This window comes from Collinsella aerofaciens, from assembly GCF_039836695.1.
GTDB lineage: Bacteria > Actinomycetota > Coriobacteriia > Coriobacteriales > Coriobacteriaceae > Collinsella > Collinsella aerofaciens_BD.
This window is the reverse complement of the sequence record NZ_JBDPAC010000043.1, coordinates 1-1800: the sequence shown is the minus strand read 5'-3', so window position 1 is coordinate 1800 and position 1800 is coordinate 1. Positions and strand designations below refer to the sequence as shown.

The window sequence follows — 1800 nt, the reverse complement described above, 5'->3', positions numbered from 1 at the left end:
ATTCCCCGCAGCACCCGGTCCCCGGGGTCGCACCCGCGTACCTTGAGAGCCGCATAGCGATAGGAGAGAGATGGAAGAGTATCCTCTTCCAGACTCGATTCTTTTCTGCGATTAAACGTAAGAATGATAGCAATCATTCATCCGATCCAAACAAGAAGAATTCACTTATTTATGAGTGAGGAGCATCTGATCGCGAGCACAGTGAAGACACTGTGCCGCGGTATGAGATACCCGAATTGCGACATACGAGCGCTATTCATGATATCGATTAATTTTTATTAGCGACACGTGGATATCCCGCGGGCCCGATGCGGTCCCGCAAGATACCACGGGCGCACGGCGGATGCCTTGGCACAGGGAGCCGATGAAGGACGCGGCAAGCTGCGATAATCCCCGGCGAGGAGCACACATCCTTCGACCCGGGGGTCTCCGAATGGGCGAACCCATGCACAGCGGTGTGCATATCCCCGGCCCGAACACATAGGGCCGGGGAGGACAACCCGGGGAACTGAAACATCTAAGTACCCGGAGGAGAGGAAATCAATCTCGAGACTCCCCGAGTAGCGGCGAGCGAAAGGGGACCGATGGCCAAACCGTCGAGCGGGCATACCCGGCAGGGGTTCCGCCGACGGGGTTGCAGGGCCGCGCATCCGGGGGCTGCCGCCCCCGGGCGCAGGTCCGGCTGGGGAGCGGAACGGCATGGGAGGGCCGGCCGCAGCGGGTGACAGCCCCGTACGCGAACCCAGACCGGACGGCGCGACGCGGTCCCTGAGTAGGGCCGGGCACGTGAAACCCGGTCCGAACCTGGGTGGACCACCATCCAAGCCTGAGTACTACCCTGTGACCGATAGCGCACCAGTACCGTGAGGGAAAGGTGAAAAGCACCCCGGGAGGGGAGTGAAACAGTACCTGAAACCGTGCGCCCACGAGCAGTCGGAGCACCTTTATGGTGTGACGGCGTGCCTTTTGTAGAATGAGCCAGCGAGTCGCTGGCGCGGGGCGAGGTTAACCGAAAGGGAGCCGGAGCGAAAGCGAGCCTTAACAGGGCGACTTGAGTCCCGCGCCGCGGACGCGAAGCCGGGTGAGCTATCCGTGGGCAGGCTGAAGCGGGGGTAAGACCCCGTGGAGGGCCGAACGCACGTCGGTTGAAAACGGCGGCGATGACCTGCGGATAGGGGTGAAAGGCCAATCAAACCCGGAGATATCTCGTTCTCCCCGAAATAGCTTTAGGGCTAGCGTCGCGCGTTCACCGCCGGAGGTAGAGCACCGGATGGACGAGGGGGCTTCGCCGCCTACCGAATCCAACCGAACTCCGAATGCCGGCGGCCCAGAGCGCGGCAGTCAGAGCATGTGGGCTAAGCTGTGTGCTCGAGAGGGAAACAGCCCGGACCGCCCGCTAAGGTCCCCAAGTTCCAGCCGAGTGGCAAAGGATGTGCGTCCGCCCAGACAACCAGGATGTTGGCTTAGAAGCAGCCATCCATTCAAAGAGTGCGTAACAGCTCACTGGTCGAGTGGACATGCGCCGACAATACACGGGGCTAAGCTGGACACCGAAGCGGCGGGATTTTAATTCATTAGAATCGGTAGGGGAGCTTCCCATGGGCGGAGAAGCCGGAGGGCGACCGACGGTGGAGCGCATGGGAGTGAGAATGCTGGCATGAGTAGCGAGAGACGAGAGAGTAACTCGTCCGCCGTGAACCCGAGGTTTCCTGGGCAAGGCTAATCCTCCCAGGGTCAGTCGGGGGCTAAGGCGAGGCCGGGAGGCGTAGCCGACGCGCAGCAGGCAGACATTCCTGCACC

1 rRNA gene is annotated in these 1800 nt (G+C 61.6%); it reads left to right on the top strand.

Features of this window, described 5'->3' with window-relative positions:
* Positions 1–316: 316 nt before the first annotated feature.
* Positions 317–1800: ribosomal RNA gene (locus ABG996_RS10620) — 23S ribosomal RNA — on the top strand; the annotation flags it as partial.